General features: G+C 60.0%; 18 protein-coding genes. 6 read left to right on the top strand and 12 right to left on the bottom strand.

Features of this window, described 5'->3' with window-relative positions; translation table 11 throughout:
• Nucleotides 1-4: 4 nt before the first annotated feature.
• Nucleotides 5-874, bottom strand: a complete 870-nt coding sequence (locus QP970_RS02365; RefSeq protein WP_284869482.1) for an aminodeoxychorismate lyase — start codon at nt 872-874, stop codon at nt 5-7.
• A gap of 30 nt (nt 875-904) precedes the next feature.
• Here QP970_RS02365 and ygfZ point away from each other — a divergent pair, with 30 nt between their 5' ends.
• A complete protein-coding gene (gene ygfZ, locus QP970_RS02360; RefSeq protein ID WP_284869481.1) occupies nt 905-1969 on the top strand; it encodes a CAF17-like 4Fe-4S cluster assembly/insertion protein YgfZ in 1065 nt (354 codons plus the stop codon).
• A 141-nt stretch (nt 1970-2110) separates the two neighbouring features.
• On the top strand, nt 2111-2308 hold the full coding sequence (locus QP970_RS02355) for a DUF3073 domain-containing protein (protein ID WP_023023830.1): 198 nt from the start codon (nt 2111-2113) through the stop codon (nt 2306-2308).
• Nucleotides 2309-2374: 66 nt separating this feature from the next.
• Here QP970_RS02355 and purM read toward each other — a convergent pair whose 3' ends face one another.
• Genes purM through QP970_RS02340 form a run of 3 tightly spaced genes read right to left on the bottom strand, consistent with a single transcriptional unit; the run spans nt 2375 to nt 5364 of the window.
• Nucleotides 2375-3427 (bottom strand): phosphoribosylformylglycinamidine cyclo-ligase, encoded by a 1053-nt coding sequence (gene purM / locus QP970_RS02350; protein ID WP_023023832.1) that lies wholly within the window; start codon nt 3425-3427, stop codon nt 2375-2377.
• A 25-nt stretch (nt 3428-3452) separates the two neighbouring features.
• On the bottom strand, nt 3453-4949 hold the full coding sequence (gene purF / locus QP970_RS02345; RefSeq protein ID WP_023023835.1) for an amidophosphoribosyltransferase: 1497 nt from the start codon (nt 4947-4949) through the stop codon (nt 3453-3455).
• Between the two features lie 10 nt (nt 4950-4959).
• Nucleotides 4960-5364 carry a sterol carrier family protein gene (locus QP970_RS02340; protein WP_023023837.1) on the bottom strand — a complete coding sequence of 135 codons (405 nt, stop codon included), beginning with the start codon at nt 5362-5364 and terminating at the stop codon, nt 4960-4962.
• A gap of 33 nt (nt 5365-5397) precedes the next feature.
• On the opposite strand from QP970_RS02340, the gene QP970_RS02335 reads away from it, so the two are divergent.
• The 3 genes from QP970_RS02335 (at nt 5398) to QP970_RS02325 (ending at nt 8314) form a co-directional block, all read left to right on the top strand.
• Complete coding sequence (locus QP970_RS02335; RefSeq protein WP_023023838.1) at nt 5398-6408, top strand: acyl-CoA thioesterase; 1011 nt, start codon at nt 5398-5400, stop codon at nt 6406-6408.
• 89 nt (nt 6409-6497) lie between these two features.
• Nucleotides 6498-7727 carry an asparaginase gene (locus tag QP970_RS02330; protein WP_023023840.1) on the top strand — a complete coding sequence of 410 codons (1230 nt, stop codon included), beginning with the start codon at nt 6498-6500 and terminating at the stop codon, nt 7725-7727.
• A 38-nt stretch (nt 7728-7765) separates the two neighbouring features.
• Nucleotides 7766-8314, top strand: a complete 549-nt coding sequence (locus tag QP970_RS02325; RefSeq protein ID WP_023023841.1) for a Panacea domain-containing protein — start codon at nt 7766-7768, stop codon at nt 8312-8314.
• A gap of 72 nt (nt 8315-8386) precedes the next feature.
• Here QP970_RS02325 and trhA read toward each other — a convergent pair whose 3' ends face one another.
• Complete coding sequence (gene trhA, locus QP970_RS02320) at nt 8387-9046, bottom strand: PAQR family membrane homeostasis protein TrhA (RefSeq protein WP_232208563.1); 660 nt, start codon at nt 9044-9046, stop codon at nt 8387-8389.
• 335 nt (nt 9047-9381) lie between these two features.
• On the opposite strand from trhA, the gene QP970_RS02315 reads away from it, so the two are divergent.
• The gene (locus QP970_RS02315) at nt 9382-10389 is read left to right on the top strand and encodes a TDT family transporter (RefSeq protein ID WP_034659564.1); all 1008 of its coding nucleotides are present in this window, start codon (nt 9382-9384) and stop codon (nt 10387-10389) included.
• 19 nt (nt 10390-10408) lie between these two features.
• Here the strand turns inward: QP970_RS02315 and QP970_RS02310 are convergent, their stop codons facing one another.
• The 7 genes from QP970_RS02310 to purS form a co-directional block, all read right to left on the bottom strand.
• Entirely contained in the window at nt 10409-11587 is a 1179-nt protein-coding gene (locus QP970_RS02310) for an alpha/beta hydrolase fold domain-containing protein (protein WP_023023846.1), read from the bottom strand.
• A 96-nt stretch (nt 11588-11683) separates the two neighbouring features.
• Nucleotides 11684-12409: a type IV toxin-antitoxin system AbiEi family antitoxin domain-containing protein gene (locus QP970_RS02305; RefSeq protein ID WP_023023847.1), complete on the bottom strand. Its 726-nt coding sequence runs from the start codon at nt 12407-12409 to the stop codon at nt 11684-11686.
• A gap of 156 nt (nt 12410-12565) precedes the next feature.
• Complete coding sequence (locus tag QP970_RS02300) at nt 12566-12859, bottom strand: hypothetical protein (RefSeq protein WP_284869478.1); 294 nt, start codon at nt 12857-12859, stop codon at nt 12566-12568.
• A 63-nt stretch (nt 12860-12922) separates the two neighbouring features.
• Nucleotides 12923-14206 carry a glycosyltransferase family 87 protein gene (locus QP970_RS02295; RefSeq protein WP_023023850.1) on the bottom strand — a complete coding sequence of 428 codons (1284 nt, stop codon included), beginning with the start codon at nt 14204-14206 and terminating at the stop codon, nt 12923-12925.
• 145 nt (nt 14207-14351) lie between these two features.
• The gene (purL, locus tag QP970_RS02290) at nt 14352-16661 is read right to left on the bottom strand and encodes a phosphoribosylformylglycinamidine synthase subunit PurL (RefSeq protein ID WP_023023852.1); all 2310 of its coding nucleotides are present in this window, start codon (nt 16659-16661) and stop codon (nt 14352-14354) included.
• A 13-nt stretch (nt 16662-16674) separates the two neighbouring features.
• Nucleotides 16675-17358, bottom strand: a complete 684-nt coding sequence (gene purQ, locus QP970_RS02285; RefSeq protein WP_023023855.1) for a phosphoribosylformylglycinamidine synthase subunit PurQ — start codon at nt 17356-17358, stop codon at nt 16675-16677.
• The gene (purS, locus tag QP970_RS02280; protein WP_005279580.1) at nt 17359-17601 is read right to left on the bottom strand and encodes a phosphoribosylformylglycinamidine synthase subunit PurS; all 243 of its coding nucleotides are present in this window, start codon (nt 17599-17601) and stop codon (nt 17359-17361) included. It abuts the gene before it with no gap.
• Nucleotides 17602-17611 lie beyond the last annotated feature (10 nt).

Below are 17611 nucleotides of genomic sequence, written 5' to 3'. Positions count from 1 at the left end.
TCGGCTAAGCCCCTAGCGCGGCATCGATAAGGCTCCGGATTTCTTCCTCGTTATCCGGGGCTTTTAACGTTTTCTCATTGAGCTTGGTCACCCGCACCGCCACGCGCACGGAAGAGACCAGCCACACCGAATCGGACTTTTCCAGGTACTCCACCGTCAGCGGCTTGGCCTTGCAGCGGTAGCCGCGGTCTTGGGCGTAGTCAAAGAGGGCTGCCTGCGTGGTACCTGGCAAGATTCCGCGGCCAGCAGCGGTGCGCAGCTTGTTTCCCCGCACCGCGACCACGGTGGACGTAGCGCCCTCTAAAATCTCGCCGGTATCCGGATCCGTCAAGATGAGATCGTCGTACCCCTTGTCCTTTGCTATGCGCAGCATCGCCATCGTCGCGGCGTAGTTGAGCGTCTTAGCCGGTAGCTCTTCGGCCACGTGCCACAAGCGCGGGCTCGTCAGGACGGTAACGCCGGTGGTGCGTTGGCGAAGCGGGGCATCGCCAAGCGGCTGCACCGTCACCCACGCGGTGGGCACGCCGGTCGAGGCTCGGCCGCGGGTATAGGTCCAGGTACATTTGGCATCAGGAAGCTCGGTATCGCCGCCGCAATAATCCGCAATCGCCAGCCGGGTCGCCTCCTCCCACTTGTGCATCGGCGGTTCCGGCAGGTCGAGCGCACGCGCCGAATCGCGAAAGCGCTGCGCGTGGCGGGCGAGATTGGCCGCCTTGCCGCCGCGGACCAGAAGCGATTCAAAGATGCCATCGCCGCGGGTCACGGCGGCATCATCGGCATAAACCAGCGGCAGGGAGGGCGAATGCTTGCGCACCGACCCACCAAAGGGGTCCACGACGTAGATGACCGGCTCTTTTCGCGGGGAGGGTTTCATAGACTCGATTATGCCCTACCATCGGTAGATGTGAGTTATTCTTCGCCACTTCTTCAACGCGCCGGTGCCGCCGAGCACCAGGACGCGACTGTACTCGATGCCCAAGGTGTGGCCTGGCACTATGGCAATCCCCTCGGGGAACAGCGTGCGGCCGAGACCGGGACCATCGCCATCGACCGCTCGCAGCGCCGCGCGCTGCGTGTCAGCGGGGCGGATGCGCCGGGATTTCTTAATAACCTGCTCACGCAGAAGCTTGACGATGCCCCCTCCGGCTTCTCCGCCGGTGCCCTCGACCTGGATATCCAAGGCCACATTTTGCACCACATGGATATCACCCGCGCGGGCGAGGACTTCTACCTCGACCTGCCCGCCGCGCAGTTCGAGTCTGCCCAAGACTTTTTAACCAAGATGGTCTTTTGGTCCGAGGTCACGGTCGAAGAAGCAGATATCGCGATCGTGACATTGCTGGGTGAACCCGATATTCCCACCTCACCCACCGTAGTCTTTTCCCGCGAGGTGCAGTGGCCGGGAATCAGGCGCATTGACCTGGGCATTCCGCGCGAACAGTTGGTGGAATCCATGGCCGCCCTAGAGGCAGAGGGCGCGCGGCTTGCCGGGCTCATGGCCTTTACCGCCGAGCGCGTGCGCGCCCGCGAGCCGGAGCTCGCCGCAGATTTGGATAAGAAATCCATCCCGCACGAGGTTCCGCAGTGGATTAGCCGCAGCGATGCTAACCCCGCCCACGTACACCTGAATAAGGGCTGCTACCGCGGCCAGGAAACCGTGGCCCGCGTGGAGAACCTGGGCCGCTCTCCTCGCCTCTTGGTGCTCCTCCACTTGGACGGATCCGCGCCGGAGAGGCCGAATGTGGGCGATGACATTACATTCAATGGCCGTAAGGTAGGTCGCATTGGAACCATCGTGGATGACTGCGACTTCGGCCCCATCGCCTTGGGTCTAGTAAAGCGTTCTGCGCTGGATGCAGGCACATTGGAAATCGGCGATACCGCGGCGTCGATTGATGCATCCTCCATCCCCGAAGATGAGGGCCCCAAGGCCGGGCGCGAGGCGGTAAACCGGCTGCGCGGGCGGTAGATTTTCCACTCATCGGGGGGCCGGTGCGGAATTTTTTCGTCACACGCGCTATTGTGTCTTACAGGAAGATACACAATTGACAAGCCGATGGGGCGCCCAAGAATCCCTGGAGCGCCCTACTAGCCCAAGGGGGTCATGCACATGGGACGCGGACGCGCTAAGGCAAAGCAGACCAAAGTTGCACGCCAGCTCAAGTACAACTCACCCGAGATGGATATCGAGTCCCTTCAGCGGGAACTCGCTGCTCAGCAGGAGGGTGACTCCCACGACTACGAAGAGGATGATCCCTACGCCGAGTATGTCGACGAATGGGATGAGGACAACGACGACGAGCGCTAATCTTCCGCTCGCCGGATAAATCCACAAAAGGCCTTAGGTTTTTAACCTAAGGCCTTCCTCTTGTACCTAGAAGTTTGAGTGTTCGCCCTGCATGATAACGCGCGGTTCTTCGCCGTCTGCTTCGCGGACGCTGCCCAGCTCCCACGCGTCGATGTGGCGGGCGGTGAGCATGGCCAAGGCGCGGTCACGGTCCTCCGGATTGACCACGGCAATCATGCCCACGCCCATGTTGAAGGTCTTTTCCATCTCCGCCAGCTCGACCTTGCCCATGGACGAGATGAGCTTAAAGATCTGGCCCGGATTCCACGTGGAGCGGTTGACCTCAGCGCTCAGGCCCTCTGGAATAACGCGCTCCAGATTGCCGGCCAACCCGCCGCCGGTGACGTGGCAGAAGGTGGATACGGAGCATTCCTGCGCCAGCGCCAAGCATTCCTTGGCGTAGATGCGAGTGGGTTCCAAAAGCTCCTCCCCTAGCGGGCGGCCGAGCTCTTCCACGTACCCGTCTAGCGGCATGCCCGCCTGCTCCAGCAAGACGTGGCGCGCGAGCGAGTAGCCATTGGAGTGCAGCCCAGACGAGCCCATGGCGATGAGTACATCGCCCTCGCGCACGTTGTCTGGGCCCAACACGCCATCGGCCTCAACCACGCCGACGGCGGTAGCGGAGACGTCGTATTCGTTCTCCCCCATCATGCCTGGGTGTTCGGCGGTCTCGCCGCCGAGCAGCGCAGCGCCTGCCTGCACGCAGCCCTCGGCAATGCCCTTAACTACCTCGGCTACCTTTTCCGGCACGACCTTGCCCACGGCGATGTAGTCCTGCAGGAATAGTGGCTCGGCGCCGCAGACGACTAGGTCATCGACGCACATGGCCACCAGATCGATGCCGATGGTGTCGTGCTTATCCATGGCCTGCGCAACGGCGAGCTTGGTGCCCACGCCATCGGAGCCAGCGGCGAGGATGGGTTCCTTGTAATCGCCCAGCTTGAAGAGCCCCGCAAAGCCGCCGAGGCCGCCCATGACCTCCGGGCGGGTGGCGCGCTTGGCGTGTGGGGCAAATAGGCTTACCGCGCGGTCGCCTTCTTCGATATTGACGCCGGCTGCGGCGTAGGTGTTGTCACTCATGTTTTTGAAAGTTCCTTAAGTGTTTTTATTGGGTTCCGAGCAGGGTGCGCACGGCATCGGCATTGGGGTTTCCGGCGGGAAGGCCAAGGGGGTAATCGCCGGAGAAGCAGGCGGTGCACAGCTCGGAGCGAGGCTGCTCTGTGGCGGCGACCATTTCATCGATGGAGACAAAGCCCAAAGAGTCAGCGCCGATGGTCTCGCAGATGGTGGAGCAAATCTCTTCCGGGTCATCGGACGGACTGGCGTTGGCAATGAGCTCGCCGGGCGAAGCGAAGTCGATGCCGTAAAAGCACGGCCACTTCACCGGCGGGGAGGCAATCCGCACGTGGACCTCGGCGGCGCCGGCCTCGCGCAGCATGCGGATAAGCGCGTGCTGGGTATTGCCTCGCACGATGGAATCATCCACCACGACGAGCTTTTTGCCGTCGATGACCTCGCGCAACGGGTTGAGCTTTAGCCGGATACCCAGCTGGCGCAGGGTCTGCGTGGGCTGAATAAAGGTGCGGCCCACATACGCGTTTTTCACCAAGCCGTGGGCGAAGGTGATGCCGGATTCGCGGGCGTAGCCCACCGCGGCCGGGTTGCCGGATTCCGGTACGGGGATGACCAGGTCTGCATCCTCAACCGGGTATTCGCGGGCCAGGCGGCGGCCGATCTCCACGCGGGAGGCGTTGACGGAGCGGCCCTTGATATCGCTATCCGGGCGGGCCAAGTACACGTACTCGAAAACGCAGCCGCTGCGCTTGACGGGCGCGAAGTTTTCAGAGCGGATGCCCGCCTCATCGATGGCGACGAGCTCGCCCGGCTCGATTTCGCGAATAAATTGCGCGCCACAGATATCCAACGCGCAGGTTTCGGAGGCAACGACCCAGCCCTTGGCCAGTCGGCCCAGCACCAGCGGGCGCACGCCTTGCGGGTCGCGCGCGGCGTACATGGTGTGGCCATCGGTAAAGGTCAAGCAGAATGCGCCCTTCACCCGCGGCAGGAGCTCGCGGGCGGAGTCGAAGACGGAGGTGGTGTCATCGACGCCATCGGCAAGCAGCATGGACAAGCACATCGAGTCAGAAACCGATTCCTCGTGCGGCTTAATCAGGCCGCGCTCGACGGCCTCTGCGCGCAGCTCGAGGTAATTGACCAGGTTGCCGTTGTGGCCCAAGGCAATATCCACGCCCGTAGAGGAGGTGGAAAACATTGGCTGCACGTTGGACCATTCCTTGCCACCGGCCGTGGAATAGCGCGTATGGCCCACCGCCACATTGCCGTTTAAGGCAGAAAGGGTCGATTCATCGAAAATATTGGCCACTAGGCCCATGTCTTTGAAGACGACGATGCGGTCATCATCGCCCACCGCAATGCCGGCGGCTTCTTGGCCGCGGTGCTGGAGAGCAAAAAGGCCAAAGTAGGTAAGTTTGGAGACTTCCTCCCCGGGAGCCCAGACGCCAAAGACGCCACACTCTTCGCGGGGTTCCTCCTCGTTACGATCGTCAAGGTCAGTGATACTAGGAGTATGTACTTCTACCACGGCGTTTATATTAGCGCGTTGGGCCGTCGAAAACTAACGGAATAATCGGCAGCCACTGTGCAATCTCCCCTGAACGCGACCCGGAAGCATCAACGCGACCTGTGTTTTTGACCTCGTCCCAGTCCGTGACACCGGTGGCCAAACGCAGCCAGGTCTCCGCATCCATTTCCACCACATTGGGTGGGGTGCCGCGCGTGTGACGGGGGCCTTCAATGCACTGCACCGCAACAAATGGGGGTACGCGCAGCTCCACCGAATGCCCCGGCGCGTCGGCCTCGAGGGTGCGGGCGGTGCGACGGACGGCATCGGCAAGCAGGGCCCTGCCTGGCTTTTGTTGCCCGTCCGGGTCCTGAATCCAGTCCTTGATGGCGATGACGGCCGCGCGCGTGGCGGCGGGATCTACGGGTTTAGGCATAGCCACAGCATAGCTACTGTTATCTTATTGTTTATGTCACCTACTGACGCTGCTGCGGAAACCCAAAAGTCCCCTACCCTGACGCTGCGCTTTATGGCATCGCCAACCGATGTCACCATGGCCGGCGCCCCCGGCATCAATGGCGGACGCGTGCTGGAGTGGATCGATAAGGCCGCCTACGCCTGCGCCGTGCAGTGGTCCGGGCAGTACTGCGTGACCGCCTATGTGGGCCATATCCACTTCACCCGGCCCATTCCCTCCGGGCACATCGTGGAGGTGCGCTCGCGCATCGCGATGACCGGCCGGTCCTCCATGCACATCATCAACGAAGTGCTGTCTGCTGATCCCCGCGAGGGCATTTTCACCCGCGCTTGCGATTGCCTAGTCATCTTCGTGGCCAAGGACCCCGAAAGCGATAAGACCACCCCGGTGCCCACCTTCGTGCCCGATACCGATGAGCACCTGCGCGTGGCCGAGGCCGCGAAATCCCGCATCGAGCTGCGCAAGGCCATCGAGCTCGAGATGGATAAGCAGACCTACGATGGGCCTTCCGATGCCCCGCGCATGGTCAACCGCTTTTTGGCCAAGCCCACCGACGTCAACTGGGGCGGCAAGGTGCATGGCGGCACCGCGATGCAGTGGATCGACGAGGCCGGCACCGCCTGCACCATGGAGTGGTCCGGCGAGCGCACCGTCGCCGTCTATGCCGGTGGCATCCGCTTTTATAAGCCCATTTCCATCGGCGATCTCATTGAGGTCGATGCCCGCATGATGCGCACGGACCGCCGCTCCATGCAGATGTCCATCCACGTCCGCGCCGGCGATCCCCGCGGCGGCCGCGATAACCTCAACACCGCCATTCACGCCACCGTGGCCTATATTGCCCTGGACCGCGACGGGCAGCCGCTGACCGCGCGCACCTTTACCCCACAGACGGAAGAAGATATCCGCTTGGCCGAGCACGCCAATATCTTGCGCGAGCTGCGCGGCGAATATTCCCCGAAGCCGCTCATCGTGGCACCGCACTACCAGCACGTGGATTAATTTTTCAGCACATTTTCTTTTGCGCGGCGCCCGCGCACCAGCGTGGTATTAAATTGGTTACAGAGACCACGCTAGAGAAATGAGTTGATATGTCTAACCCACGCCTGCGCCGCAAGGTGCAGTACTCCGCCGCTTTAGTTGCCTCCGCACTGCTGCTGGCCTCCTGCCAGAACCCGGCCAACCAGGAGGATAAAGATGAGGCTTCGGCTACGCCGACGACTACCTCTTCTTCTACCTCCGCGGAAAAGACCTCAGAAGCATCTTCCACGGCATCGAGTTCTAGTTCCGCTACCAGCTCCAGCAGCGCCAGCAGCTCCGCCACAAGCTCTTCCACCACTTCCACCAAATCAAGCGGCTCCCACGCCAAGCAGCGCTCCGAAATCGAGGGGCATGTGGTGGTGCTTTCTACCGGCGGCACCATCGCCAGCACCCACGATGACAAGGGCGCGGTGGTGCCCACCGTCAAGGGCTCTGACTTGGTGGACCCGCTGTACTCCGAGTTCAACAAAGACAAGTTGGAACTTGAGGTCAAAGACATTGCCAACCTGGATTCTTCCGCGATGACCTTGGCCGATACCGATAAAATCATCACCGCCGTACAAGAGCAGCTAGAGCGCGATGACGTCGATGGCGTAATCGTCACCCACGGCACCGATTCCATGGAAGAAACCGCCATTGCGCTCGATACTTTCCACGACAGCGATAAACCCGTCGTACTCACCGGCGCAATGCGCCCGTTCGATGACGATGATCCAGACGGCCCAGAAAACCTCGCTACCGCGGTAGAGACTGTCACCAACCCGGACTATGCCGGCCACGGCGCATTCATCGCCTTTGGCGGCAAGGTTATCCCCGCCCGCGGCGCGTTCAAATCTGATACGGAAAAGGCCGATGGCTTTGCTACCAACAGCCAGGAGAAATTCCCAGAACGCCCCGATCCGCTGAAGTACGCTCCGCTTGGCGATGTCCGCGTGGACATCATCGCCGCCTACCCCGGCGCCCCAGCGGATCTCATTGAGCAATCCTTGGCCAAGGGCGCACAGGCCATCGTCATTGAGGGCATGGGTTCAGGAAATATCGGCCCCGATCTGGCTAATGCCGCCGTGGAAGCCGCCAAGTCCGTTCCCGTCGTGCTTACTACCCGCGTGGATCACGGGCCCGTTGAGGGCATCTACGGCGGCGCCGGTGGCGGTGCCACGCTTGCCGATGCCGGCGTCATCCCCTCCGGCAACCTCCGCGCACCCCAAGCCCGCATGCTGCTCGCAGCCGCAGTTGCCACGGGAACGGATGCACAGAAGCTCTTTCCCACTGCAGAATGAGGCCGTATACTTTAGCGCGACACTGAAAGGAGGAGAGCATGGCAGAAATTTTCGACGTTGGACAGTACATTACTGAGCGCATTCCCAATGTGGACAAGCTCAAGCTGTACAAGCTGTGCTACTTCTCCCAAGGCTGGCATCTGGCGTGGACGGGTCGCCCATTATTCCAGCCGGAGTTTCAAGCGTGGCGACATGGCCCTGTTTCCCGCGAACTGCGCACTCAAACCTGGCAGGTAGCAGGGACCAAAGAGCCCTGGCCGGTCCCCTATGTTCCCGGTGGCCTGTCCGACAATCTCAGCACATACGAACGTGCAGTAGTAGATAGCATCATCGCGTTTTACGGCGGAGTTGAATCGACCCGGCTTTCTGACTTGAGTCATGGCCTTGCCTGGAACGAGCTCCTCCAAGAGTTCTCCCAGGCGATGATCTCCGGCGAGCCCACCCCGCGACCTCCGCTACAACCAGCAGAAGTTCTTTTGCCTAATGTTGACCTCAACGGGGATGTGGATGAAGTTTTAGCCACACCACAGGCCAAGGAAATCGAACAAGACTGGTGGGAGACTTTCCGGATTCTCGCTGACCGTTAACCAGACGGATTTGCGGCAAGGATTGATCATCCTGGCGCATGCCGCCCTGTTCAATAACACGGCAATTACGGTCTAGGCAGCGCCAACGACCACTTGCCATACCGCCACGAGGTGCACCACTGCCGCCGCGATGGTCGCGGTGTGGAAGTGCTCGTGATAGCCGTAGTAGCGCGCATTGCGCCCAGGCCACTTAAAGCCATAGACCAGCGCACCTACGGAGTAAACCACGCCGCCGGCCAGCAATAGCCAGACCACTGCTGCGCCGGCATCACTCCACAGCGTGGGTAGTAGCGGCAGCACCAACCAGCCCAGCGCTAGGTACACCACAACATCGAGCCACCGCGGGTGCTCAATCCACACTAGGTTCAAAATCACGCCCAAGATCGCGCCCGCCCACGCAATGGCGAGCATCCATGCTGCCTGCGCTGGGGATAACGCAATCAAACACAACGGGGTGTATGTGGCGGCAATGAATACCGCAATCGTGGCGTGGTCCGCCCGCCGCCACCATTGCACCGCTCGGGGGCTAGGCCACGGATAGCGGTGGTACAGCGCCGAGACGCCAAAAAGCCCTACCAATCCTAGGCCATAGACGGTAACGCCTAGACCCTGCCACCAGTGCAGCGTCATCCACGCATACGTGATGAGAACGGTGGAGGCGATCACCGATAGCAACGCCGCCAGCGCATGACCCCATCCACGGGTCAGCGGCCGCTCGCCGCGATCCGCCATCCAATAGGTGCGCTGCACCAAGCCTTCTTTCAAGGGATGCTCCCCCGCCTCTTTTGTTCCTTCAGCGTGTATCTGAGCCACAGCGATACTTCTTTCTCCCACCAGAGCTAAGTTACGTTACCGTAAGTCTACTGAGGGGAGTAAAGAGCTTCAAGGAAAAGGAGAATCTAATCCTCTTCGCCAGAATCCATCCCATCTACGAGCCACATGGTTTCCATTAACGCATGGGTAAAGCCCGATCTCCATCATCGACCCTTGTAGGAGTATATTTATTCATTGGAATTCCGTTCGGATTGCGCAGTCTCCCACGAGCATGAGGAAGCAAATAACCTGAAATGTTAAAAGTTCGGAATGACATGAAAATTCCTCCGCTAGGGCCTGCCTGGGCGGGAGGACTCATGGGACTATCGATCTCCTCATCCCTCATCGATACGCACTTAAGCCCGGTGATTGGGCGCCTCCCTGCCGAAATCATGCTCGGCGTGGCGACTCTTGTCTTCTTGGCGCTCACGGCGGGATTCATTAAGTACCGAAATCCAGGTTTTCATTCCGACGACATGCCTGCATGGGGCATGGTTTCCATGGGCATCCTTGCCTTGGGCAGCGCCTACTCCCTCATCTTTGATGCCTGGTCAATTCACGCTGTGTGTTGGGCCGTGGGAACCGTCCTCAGCGTGATTACCTGCTTAAAGTATGTAAAGTATCTTCTCTTCAATCATCCCACTAATCCCGCCTTTGCCTTAGGGCTTCCGCTGGTGGCACCTATGGTTTCCGCCACTGCTTCGGCACAGCTGGCAACGCACGCTGGCGAGTGGAGCTCGGTCATCCACGGCATCGGCGTGTTCTGCTTCGTCTTGGCTTGGGTTACGGGAATGCCGATATTCGCCTTCGTTTACCGGCGTACTTTCCCCAAGGTTCCCATTAACTTCGCCGCCACCGCTTGGATTCCACTGGGGTTGGTCGGCCAGTCCACCGCGGCAGCACAGCTACTCGCCGGTGACCAATGGCATTTCCGCGCCATGATCTATGGTGTAGTGATGCTGAGCTTCGGCGTGCCGCTGTCGGTCTATGCCATCGCCAAGCATTGGGGTACCGCTCTTGGAAACACCCCAATGTCTTTTAACCCCAGCTGGTGGGCCAGCACCTTCCCCGTGGGCACCTGCTGCCTCGGCACTCACACCCTGTCCACGCAGCCCGCGGCGCTGGCGTGGGGCCTGGGCTGGATGGATACTGTCAGCGCCGCCTTGCTTGTTTTGCTTCTCCTCCACGTCACTTGGGCTGCTTTTGGAGCCGTCAAAACCGCTTCCGAGCACTTCAAAGTCAGTCAAGTAAGCCACGCATAACCCCAGGGGTTTCGGGAGCCTAAGAAGCTTGCGGATCGTGCTCGGCGAAGAATTGGGGCATCGCTTGGAGCAAGTGCTGATTCCACACTCCGTGGGCGCTGAGGGCGGATGCGTGGTCAGCGTGAGGACGCACGTACTCGCTCAGGTCGATGTTCTTTTCATGCGCTATGCGGCGAAAGTCGTCATAGCTTTCCGGCGGGACGAGGCGATCGTTGTCACTGCGGACAATCTTGATGGGCGGCATGTCCGAAGTAAGGTGCGTAGCCGAGGTAACGAAATCCGCGCGGTCTGGATATTCCTCGGGCGTTCCACCCAGGTATTTCTGCACGGTATCGCGGGAACCCTGCGCGGCATAGGGATCGTCAGAATCATAGATGTGGCGGACATCGAGGGCCGGTGAATCCACATACACGGCGCGGGGAACGGCCGGCGTGCCGGGGCAATCGGCGGAAGGCAGCTGGTTGGGGTGCGCGGCGGCATCGGCAGTCGCATTCAGCACCAACTGGCCGCCGGCGGATTCGCCGTACATAAAGAAGCGCTCCGGGTCGCCGTCATAATCCACTGCGTGGGCGTGGGCCCAATTCATCGCGCATCCCACCTGCCCCGCTGCCACCTTCCACGTGGGCTGATCCCAGCTGGACAGCGTGTAATCGATGGATAATACGAGGTAGCCGCGTTGCGCCATCTGCCGCATATTGAACGCCTGGGAGTGCTTGTTCATCTGATCCCAGCCGCCGCCGTGGACATACATCATGACGGGGTGGGTGCCGCCATCATTGGGCTTATAAATATCCATATCCAGGTCCTCGCCGTGGAAAGAATCGTAGGCCACCGTGTGATCAGGACCCTCGTCGGTGCTTTCTACACCAGCCCAACTCAACGCAGCGCGAATATCTACGTCGGTCCCCTGCTCCTTCGCGGCGTGAATCTGCGTCCCAAAAAGCGCTATGCCTGCAATGAACGCAACCGCCGCAAACGCGCCTGGCACGTAGAAGCTGCGGGAGCCGAACCTTCCTAGCACCGCAAGGACTAGGAGAAATAGGGAAAAGATAACAACCGGACCGACATACTGCGGGCCGATGAGCGCACCCGCGCCCCAATAGGGAATATGCGGCGTAAACGGCGCCACCGCAAGCCACAGTGCGAGGAAAGCGACAAGCGCAAGCGGGACGGACAGCAACCGGGCAACGATCTTCATACCGGCAACGTTAGTCCTCGTTTCTGGGAATTCGTGGTGGTGATTGCAGCTCCAGTGGGCGCATTTTCTTCTATGCCGTTTCACTGCACTCTGCGGCTAACGAGAGTCTCTAAAACTCCTTGTCTCCACACCAGTGCCCGCGCTGATGAAGAAGCGATCTCGGAACTCTTCATTATCTTCGTCAGCCCCTGCTTCTTCCCAACACGCAGCCAAAAGATCGTTACCAGAATTGAATCCATAGGCTGCTGACACTGGTTCAAGCCGCTTTGCCAAGCTCTTTAATCGAACGCCTTCTTTTCGCAAGGAGTCTACGACGAGAGTCGCCAAATAATTGAATTCCATTATTTGGGAGGCCAGGTCCTCCACCGTCTTTTCTACTGAGGTTACGAGCAATCCGTCGATATTTTCTATATCCCCGACCCCTATTTCACGATCGTCATAAATGTGGATATCATTCTGACTGGTTTGTTTCCGCAAAGAAGCCGAGAAAGTCTGTGTATTCGGAATCAAATCACCAATGCTATGGATAAGTGCTGCGGACTCATGAGACACAACGATCTTATTGTCGGCTTCTATACGTTCTACCGCAAATAGATTTGGTTCAAGGGATATCCAAGCTTCCCTGACATCCGTTAATGGACCAAGCTGAACTGAGGGAAGAAGGTAGATGCCTCTGCGTGCGCGCGTTAGGATCTCGCTCCCTGCCAAGCGATTTATGTGGAGGCGAGAAATACCTTCGCGTTGAGCCTGAGCCGTAGTGATAATGCCCCACTGATTTGCCGCTAAGGATTCTAGCCACGCCAGAATTTCTACAGCTTTCATTTCGGCACCGAACCCCTCTACCCTTGGCCTCTTTCTTTACTTGTATCAACCAGAGGGATACAAGTAAAGACGGATTGAGTACCTACGTTGCACAGGCTTGAAAGCAAAAAGCCCGGCTTAAAGCCAGGCTTGAGCTAGGCGATGCTAGAGGCCGGCTTACCCCACAACAGAATTAGCGCCCACGACGGCGTAGCCGAAGAGCTCACGCAAGGTGGAGAACCATGCCTCAACCAGCTGGGAGATGGCCACGGATTCGCTGCCTAAGGAAAGCGCCTCGGTTTCAGAAGTCTCACCCACGATGGCCGCGATGGAGGCATCCTCGTCCACGGCGGAGAGATCGAGGCCGAGGCCGGCGGCATCGGCAAGCGCATTCAGCACCGCCTGACCGCCGCGGACATACACCATCACTGAGTGGGTGCCACCATCATCGGGCGGAGAGCAGCCGGGCAACGATCTTCAAGTCCTCGGTTCCGGAGGTGCGTGGTGGCGGATTTAGTGGAGAAAAGCCGCCTACTAACTCGCCTTTTTGAAGGAAAGGCGGCGGTCCCGCAGAGGCAGGGCGTCCTTCCGGCTTAGCTCCGCGATACACAGTGCGATGACAAAACCCACCAAGACGATCAACGAGGACCACGACAACCACATATCAGAATCTGCCTTGGCCAGTGGTGGGAAGAAGAAGAGCCCCAAGACCGGCACAACATAAATGATACGATTCTGCCCGCGGGCCAGAACGCCTAGCAGTGGCAATACGGCACACAAGACGTAATGGTCCCACAAGATATTGGCGGTAGCCGTAAGAACCGTAAAGATGCCGACGGCAGCAATGCGCCACGGCTCCTGTGACCGCAAAGCGGTAACAATAACCAGCGCAATCAATGCCAGGGCTACAAAAGGCGGAATAAGGCTGGCAGCCAGTGAAGGATCATGGACGATGGTGACAAGAATGCTGTCATCTTCAACGCGGTTGGTACTCAATTGGGAAGCAATCGATCCGTTGACAGGAGCGACCATTATTGCCGCCTTGATGTCCTGAAGGGTATCCCACCACGAGGTAAACACGTTCCAGCCAGAAACGACGATTGAGTAGAGCACAGCAACGGCTCCTGTCCCGAGTGCTACCACTCCCGTTTTGCGCGCCCGCGGGAAAACCACGCAGATGAGCACGAGGATAATGGGGGTTAGCTTCACTGCAGATACAAGTCCTAGTGCAATTCCCGCGCGCACTGGGTGCACGCGAGCAGCAGCAAGGCCGTAGGCAACTCCCGCAAAAATCAGCGGGCTCGTCTGGCCAAGTAGCAACGATGATTGAAAAGCTACCGATGCCCAGCCCAAGAGGATTCCAAAAAGCAAGGCCATGGTTGGTATCTCTTCTTCAAACCACAAGAACCAGGCGGAGACTATCAGCACCACCAACGCCCAACCGGAAGCAATCGCGAGCAATATCACGGAGACATCAAAACTCATGACCCGCACGACCAAGCTCATCACATCCGCGAGAAATGGGATGTGAACATAAGGGTGCGGGAACTCAGTGACATCAGAGTGGGCGATGGTGTCTAACCACACATCACCACGTGGCAGTGCGAAATCGCGTTCATCGATTCTATATAAATGCTCCCGATTTCCATCGCGAACGAGCAATCCAGCAATCCATAGCGCACCCCAGTCACCGTAATTCAGTTTTCCGGCAGAAATTACGGCAACCACGAGGCCAAACACCAACCCAATACAATGGTGATACCACCGCAGCACTGTTGATGCGGGCGCGGAGGCTTGATGGCGGGAATGCGCGCTCATGGGACTCCTAATATAAAAATTTCGATTCGAGACAGAGAGAAAGGGCGATGCTCATTGGGCAACGGCCCCGATCACCGAAGATAGTCTAAATGCTCCTCAAGCCCGGCCAAAGCCGGGCTTGAGCTAAGCGGTGACAGGGGCTGGCTTACTCCACAACGGAGTTGGCACCCACGGCGTGACCGAAGAGGTCAGGCAAGGTGGCAGACCATGCCTCAACCAGCTGGGAGATGGCCACGGATTCGCCGCCCAGGGTAAGGGCACCGGTTTCGGTGGTCTCGCCCACGATGGCCGCGGGGATGCCGAGCTCTGCCGCACGGGCAAGCACCTTATCGGCGCGGTCAGCGGTGGTGGCCACGAGCGCGCGGGAAGCGGACTCGGAGAAGGCCGCGGTGAAGGCGTCCTCGTGCACGGCGGTGAGATCGAGGTCGAGGCCGAGGCCGGCGGCATCGGCAAGCGCACCGGCGCGCTTGGCCATCTCAAAGGCGGCGACGGCAAGGCCACCCTCGGAGACATCGTGTGCGGCGGTGAGCAGATCGTTGCCGTGGAAGAAGTCCGCGAGGCGCTTCTCATTGGCCATGTCCACCTGGGGTGGCAGGCCGTTGAGGTTGTCCTTGTCGGCGCCCTCGGCGCTCACCAGCTGCCAGATGGAACCGCCGAACTCATCCTTGGTCTCGCCCAAGGCGATGAGGACTTCCTTCTCATTGACGGTGCCCAGGTTATTGCCAATGGCCTGGTGCACATCGTCGATAACGCCAAGCACGCCTACGACCGGGGTGGGCAGGATGGGCTCGGAGCCGGTCTGGTTGTAGAAGGAGACGTTGCCGCCGGAGACGGGGATGGACAGTTCCACGGCGGCATCGGCAAGCCCATGCACGGATTCGCGGAATTGCCACATCACGTCCGGGTTTTCCGGCGAACCGTAGTTCAGGCAATTGGTAATCGCGACGGGCTTGGCGCCGGTGACCGCGACGTTGCGGTAGGCCTCCGCCAGGGCCAGGCGCGCGCCCATGTTCGGGTCCAGCTTGGTGTAGCGGCCAGAAGCATCGGCGGAAACGGCGACGCCGCGGCCGGTCTCCTCATCGATGCGCAGCACGCCCGCGTCCGCGTGATGGGACTGGACGGTATTGCCGCGCACGTAGCGGTCGTACTGATTCATGATGAAATCGCGCGAGCACAGCGAAGGCGAAGAGACGAGCTTCTGCAGGGATTCCACCAGGCCGCGCTTGTCCGTGCCCTGGTATTTCTGCAGCTCATCCTGCCACTCGGGGCGGGCGTAGGGGCGCTCGTAGACGGGCGCTTCATCTGCGATGGTGCCAGCTGGGGCATCGACGACGACCTCGCCCTGGTGGCGAATGACCAGGTGGTCACCCTCACTAACCTCACCGATTTCGGCACAGGTGACCTCCCAGTGCTCACAGATTTCGCGGAACTTCTCCACGTTTTCCGGTGCCACGACGGCGCACATGCGCTCCTGGGACTCGGAGGCGAGGATTTCCGCGGCGGTCATGTTTTCCGCGCGCAGCGGCACGGCATCGAGGTTGACCTCCATGCCGCCATCGCCGGACGCGGCCAGCTCAGAGGTGGCACACGCCAGGCCGGCACCGCCCAAGTCCTGGATGCCCACCACAACACCGGCGTGGTAGAGGTCCAGGCAGCATTCGATAAGCACCTTTTCCGCGAAGGGGTCGCCCACCTGCACGGCAGGAAGCTTGCGCTCCGCGCCGTCTTCAAAGGTATCGGAGGCCAGTACGGATACGCCGCCGATGCCATCCAGGCCGGTGCGGGAACCGAAGAGCATGACCTTATTGCCAGTGCCGGAGGCGAAGGCGAGCTTGAGGTCATCGACCTTGAGCGTGCCCACACACAGGGCATTGACCAGCGGGTTTCCCGCATAGGTTTCATCAAAGACGGTTTCTCCGCCAATATTGGGCAGGCCCAAGGAGTTGCCGTAGCCGCCCACGCCGGAGACGACGCCGGGTAGCACGCGCTTGGTATCGGGGGCATCGGCAGGCCCAAAGCGCAGCTGATCCATCACGGCAATCGGGCGCGCACCCATGGCCATGATGTCGCGGACGATGCCGCCCACGCCGGTGGCCGCGCCTTGGTAGGGCTCCACGTAGGAGGGGTGGTTGTGCGATTCCACGCGGAAGGTCACCGCATTGCCATCGCCGATGTCCACCACGCCGGCGTTTTCACCAATGCCGGCGAGGATCTTCTCCCCCATCTCCTCCGTCATGGTCTCACCAAAGTAGCGCAGGTGCGTCTTGGAGGACTTATAGGAGCAGTGCTCGGACCACATCACGGAGTACATGGTCAGCTCCGCGTCGGTGGGGCGCCGGCCCAGAATATCGTGGATGCGCTGGTATTCGTCATCCTTCAGGCCCAGCTCAACGTACGGCTGCTGCTCATCCGGGGTGGACTGCGCCTTGTCTACGGTGTCATTAGAAACGGTCATGTAGGTGGCCTCCTTAAACCGCCGGCGCTTCCGCGACGGCCTTGATGGCGGATACGAATAGTCCCAATCCGTCGGTGGATGGGCCGGTCAGCGGGTCAATGGCGTGCTCGGGGTGCGGCATGAGGCCCACAATCCGGCCGGTCTCATCGCTTACCCCAGCAATGCCATTGATGGAGCCGTTGTAATTATCGGTATAGCGGAAGACCACGCGGCCTTCGCCCTCGATGCGGGCGATATCGTCATCGCCTGCTTGGAAGCGGCCCTCACCGTGCTTGGCGGGCACCAAAATCTTTTGGCCCTTTTCAAACTCGCTGGTCCAGGCCGTGGTGGAGTGCTCCACCTCCAGGTAAGTATCGGTGCAATGAAAATGCAGGCCCTTATTCCGGGTCAATGCGCCCGGTAAGAGGCCTGCTTCAGTCAAGATTTGGAAACCATTGCAAATGCCGAGCACCGGCATTCCCGCCTTGGCGCGGTCGATGACGCTGCGCATGACGGGGGCGAGCGCCGAAATAGCGCCCGAGCGCAGGTAGTCACCATAGGAAAAACCGCCCGGCACGACTACCGCGTCCACGCCGTGCAGATCAGCATCTGCGTGCCAGAGGTTAATGACCTCGGCGCCGGCGGTGCGGGCCGCGCGGGCGGCATCCACATCATCCAGGGTGCCGGGGAAGGTGATTACTCCGATTTTTGCGGTCACTTACTTGACCTCCAGCTGCGTAACCTCGTAGTCCTCGATGACGGTATTAGCCAGCAGCGTTTCTGCCACCTTATCCAGTTCCTCTGCGGTAACGGAATCATCTACCTCGAGTTCGAAGCGCTTTCCTTGGCGCACATCGCTGACACCGGATACTCCGATGCGACCCAATGCGCGGACGACAGCTTGGCCCTGCGGATCCAGAATTTCCGCCTTGGGCATGACATTGACAACTACACGAGCCATGAAATTTTTG

Origin of the sequence: Corynebacterium sp. MSK073 (assembly GCF_030232085.1) — a bacterium.
Taxonomy (GTDB): domain Bacteria; phylum Actinomycetota; class Actinomycetes; order Mycobacteriales; family Mycobacteriaceae; genus Corynebacterium.
Note: the sequence above shows the minus strand (reverse complement) of the source record. Positions and strands in the feature narration are given on the sequence as shown.

Bases quoted from the DNA above. Each gene is read 5' to 3' on its own strand.
- QP970_RS02365 (WP_284869482.1), bottom strand. From the start codon at position 874: ATGAAACCCTCCCCGCGAAAAGAGCCGGTCATCTACGTCGTGGACCCC.
- QP970_RS02355 (WP_023023830.1), top strand. From the start codon at position 2,111: ATGGGACGCGGACGCGCTAAGGCAAAGCAGACCAAAGTTGCACGCCAG.
- purM (WP_023023832.1), bottom strand. From the start codon at position 3,427: ATGAGTGACAACACCTACGCCGCAGCCGGCGTCAATATCGAAGAAGGC.
- QP970_RS02340 (WP_023023837.1), bottom strand. From the start codon at position 5,364: ATGCCTAAACCCGTAGATCCCGCCGCCACGCGCGCGGCCGTCATCGCC.
- QP970_RS02335 (WP_023023838.1), top strand. From the start codon at position 5,398: ATGTCACCTACTGACGCTGCTGCGGAAACCCAAAAGTCCCCTACCCTG.
- QP970_RS02330 (WP_023023840.1), top strand. From the start codon at position 6,498: ATGTCTAACCCACGCCTGCGCCGCAAGGTGCAGTACTCCGCCGCTTTA.
- QP970_RS02325 (WP_023023841.1), top strand. From the start codon at position 7,766: ATGGCAGAAATTTTCGACGTTGGACAGTACATTACTGAGCGCATTCCC.
- trhA (WP_232208563.1), bottom strand. From the start codon at position 9,046: ATGGCGGATCGCGGCGAGCGGCCGCTGACCCGTGGATGGGGTCATGCG.
- QP970_RS02315 (WP_034659564.1), top strand. From the start codon at position 9,382: ATGTTAAAAGTTCGGAATGACATGAAAATTCCTCCGCTAGGGCCTGCC.
- QP970_RS02310 (WP_023023846.1), bottom strand. From the start codon at position 11,587: ATGAAGATCGTTGCCCGGTTGCTGTCCGTCCCGCTTGCGCTTGTCGCT.
- QP970_RS02305 (WP_023023847.1), bottom strand. From the start codon at position 12,409: ATGAAAGCTGTAGAAATTCTGGCGTGGCTAGAATCCTTAGCGGCAAAT.
- QP970_RS02295 (WP_023023850.1), bottom strand. From the start codon at position 14,206: ATGAGCGCGCATTCCCGCCATCAAGCCTCCGCGCCCGCATCAACAGTG.
- purL (WP_023023852.1), bottom strand. From the start codon at position 16,661: ATGACCGTTTCTAATGACACCGTAGACAAGGCGCAGTCCACCCCGGAT.
- purS (WP_005279580.1), bottom strand. From the start codon at position 17,601: ATGGCTCGTGTAGTTGTCAATGTCATGCCCAAGGCGGAAATTCTGGAT.